The organism is Mesorhizobium sp., assembly GCF_004962925.1.
Lineage (GTDB): Bacteria > Pseudomonadota > Alphaproteobacteria > Rhizobiales > Rhizobiaceae > Mesorhizobium.
Map to the genome: position 1 here is coordinate 31,858 of NZ_SUEO01000041.1, position 2,826 is coordinate 34,683.

Genomic DNA, 2,826 nt, shown 5'->3' on the forward strand with positions numbered 1-2,826 from the left:
CCTCGGTCGCCTTGCGCAAGGATCCAGCGATGGTGCCGCCAAGCTTGAGCCAGGCATGGTCGTCGAGCCCCGAGACCTTGCCGGCGCCGACCGCCACCAGCCGGTCGAGCGATGTGCCCTCCGGCGCCAACACTTCGACCAGGCCGGCGAACTTGCCGGAAAAGTCGGCCACCGGAAAAGCCCGCTCGAGGGTCTTTGCCGGATCGCAAGCCTTTGCCGCGTCGCCGAGACCGCCATCGTTGGCCGCCAGCACGAAGACACTGCCCTTTTTGGGCGTTGCGAATTTGGCGAAGGCGATCGAAGGTCTCGAAGTCATCATGTCCTGCTTTCGGGAACGGCGTTGGGTTTTTGGGAGAGTGCCTTGACGAAACCCGATACTTGGCCGTTTCCGACCGGAAGCACCACCCTATTTTTCAAGCCTTGGTTTAATTGGCCTTTCAGCCGTTCGCGCCCCATCGCGGATCAAACCGATGGAACCGCTTTGTCTCTTCCGGTCAATGGGCGGCCGGTTGAAACAGCTCGATCACATTCCCGGATGGATCCTCGAGCAGGGTTTGAGAGCCACCGACGCCGGTTATGATATCGTTGCGAAAGACAAGCCCGGCGCTCTTCAGGCGCGCAACCTCCTCCTTCAGGTCCGGCATCAGCAACAGCAAGCGATTCCACCCTCCTGGCACCGGCCGGCGACCATCCGGCATCGCCCGGGCACCGGAACTGCCGGGGCCGCTCAAGAGAAGGCGTAGCGGACCACGCGTGACAGACGCAAAAGCCGGCCGTGCGTCCTGTTCAATGGAGAAGCCCAGATATCCCGTATAGAAATCAACGGAGGCGGCGACATCATCGACAATGTAGCGAATGCTGGCCGGTGTCATGACCAAGGACCCTTTCAGTTTGAGCAGCAGCGTTTTATCAAAAGGCATCCACTATCGGCAACGCTCCCGAGCATGAACCAGGGGTTCTCTTCTGAAAACCTAACCGCGAGGAACGTGCTGGTGTATGTCGGGCTGTTCTCCAGTTTGGCCAATCCTTGCAAAAAACGATCAGGAGACAGGTCAGTGAATGATACCTCGCATGCTGGCGCCGGCCCTGGCGGGAGCAATCGCGCGTCCGGCCATCGCCTGAAACGGGGCTCGCCGGGCGAGGTGTTCTGGGTCTTTCTTAAACTCGGCCTGACTCCTTTGGCGGCCCGATCGCCCATCTTGGCTACTTCCGGGATGAATTGGTCGTGCGGCGCAAATGGCTCAGCGAGGGTGCATACGCCGACTTGGTCGCGCTCTGTCAGTTCTTGCCCGGTCCCGCCTCCAGTCAGGTCGGCTTCTCGCTCGGCGTCTTGCCCGGCAATGGGCTGCTCGGCGGTCTCGCTGCCTGGTTTGCCTTCACCATGCCGTCGGCAATCATTCTGTTCGCCTTTGCGCTCGGAGCGGCAGCGTTTACAGGGCCGGTAGCCGAAGGGTTCCTCCACGGCCTCAAGCTGGTCGCCGTTGCGGTCGTCGCTCAAGCCATCTGGGGCATGGCGCGAACCCTCACGCCCGATCGCGCACGCGCCGGCATCGCCCTTGCCGCGATCGCGATCGTCGTCATCTTTACGGGGTTATTCGGACAGATCGCGGCCATCGGGCTCGGCGCGTGCGCAGGCCTGTCGTTCCGCCGCGGAGAGGCTGCACCGATCTCCGGCCATTTGAGTTTTCCGGTCAGCCGGCGAAGCGGCGGGGTCGCGCTGGTCCTCTTCGGGGCGCTTCTCCTGTTGCCTCCGCTTGCCGTCACCGCGACCGGCTCTCAAGCACTCGCTTTATTCGATGCCTTCTACCGGTCGGGTTCATTCGTCTTCGGCGGTGGCCACGTCGTGCTGCCCCTGCTCCAGGCGCAAGTCGTTGGGCCGGGATGGGTCACCAACGAAGCCTTCCTTGCTGGATACGGCTTGGCACAGGCTGTTCCCGGGCCGCTCTTTACGTTCGCCGCCTATCTCGGAGCGGTAATGGGACCTGCGCCGAATGGCCTTATCGGCGCAGCCATTGCGCTCGTGGCGCTGCTCCTGCCCGGCATGCTGTTGGGTTATGGCATGCTGCCCTTTTGGGACGCACTGCGTTCGCTCCCCGTCGCCCAGGCCGCCATTCGCGGCGCGAACGCCGCCGTCGTCGGCATCCTCGCCGCCGCACTCTACAGCCCGGTCTGGACCAGTGCCGTTTTACACCTCGCGATTTCGCCCTCGCCCTCACGGGTTTCCTCCTGCTCACCGTCTGGAAGCGCCACCCTGGATGGTGGTCGTTCTTCTGGCTGCGGCTGGAACGAGCCTGCACCTGATCTGAAAAAGACGACAGCATCGGAATCCCCAATGCCGGCAAAGACGAAGCTGCTCGATCATTCGGGGATGAGCGGGAAAACCTTCATCGCCCTTGTGATTTCCTTGGCGATTGCCCTGGCCTGAATTCGGGCATTGGCGAAGCAGCCGCGAATGCTTGGCCGCATGCCGGTAAACCACAGGCCGGGCAATTTCGGGTCGGTCTCGCCGCCGTTGAAAAGCGGAACGCCCTTGCCGTCGAGGACACCGAGCTTGCCGACCATGCGTTCGAGCCCGGTGCGGTAGCCGGTTGCCGCGATGACGATATCGGGCGCGATCAGGTTGCCGTTGTCGAGGATGACACCGTCGCGGGTAAATTCCCTTACCTGCGGCAGTACCACGACCTCACCGGCCTTGATGGCGCGGACGGCGCCGTCGTCTGTGGCGATGGCAGTGTAATCGGCGGTCAGGCGGCTTGCGCCTCCCGAGGACGCGGGCGGCAGGCCAAACTTCGTCAGGTCGCCGAAAACCAGGCGCTGCGTTGCCGC

General features: G+C 63.0%; 2 protein-coding genes and 2 pseudogenes. 1 reads left to right on the forward strand and 3 read right to left on the reverse strand.

Going from position 1 to position 2,826, the window contains the following annotated elements; all coding sequences use genetic code 11:
• Together E5W87_RS11370 and E5W87_RS11375 are read right to left on the reverse strand one after the other, a co-directional pair.
• A partial coding sequence (locus E5W87_RS11370) for a M17 family peptidase N-terminal domain-containing protein (protein WP_292397080.1) occupies nt 1–316 on the reverse strand: 316 nt, incomplete at its 3' end.
• 178 nt (nt 317–494) lie between these two features.
• The gene (locus E5W87_RS11375; RefSeq protein ID WP_292397082.1) at nt 495–920 is read right to left on the reverse strand and encodes a VOC family protein; all 426 of its coding nucleotides are present in this window, start codon (nt 918–920) and stop codon (nt 495–497) included.
• 198 nt (nt 921–1,118) lie between these two features.
• Here E5W87_RS11375 and chrA point away from each other — a divergent pair.
• Nucleotides 1,119–2,306, forward strand: a pseudogene (gene chrA, locus E5W87_RS11380) (chromate efflux transporter).
• A gap of 52 nt (nt 2,307–2,358) precedes the next feature.
• Here the strand turns inward: chrA and E5W87_RS11385 are convergent.
• A pseudogene (locus tag E5W87_RS11385) lies at nt 2,359–2,826 on the reverse strand (NAD(P)/FAD-dependent oxidoreductase); the annotation flags it as partial.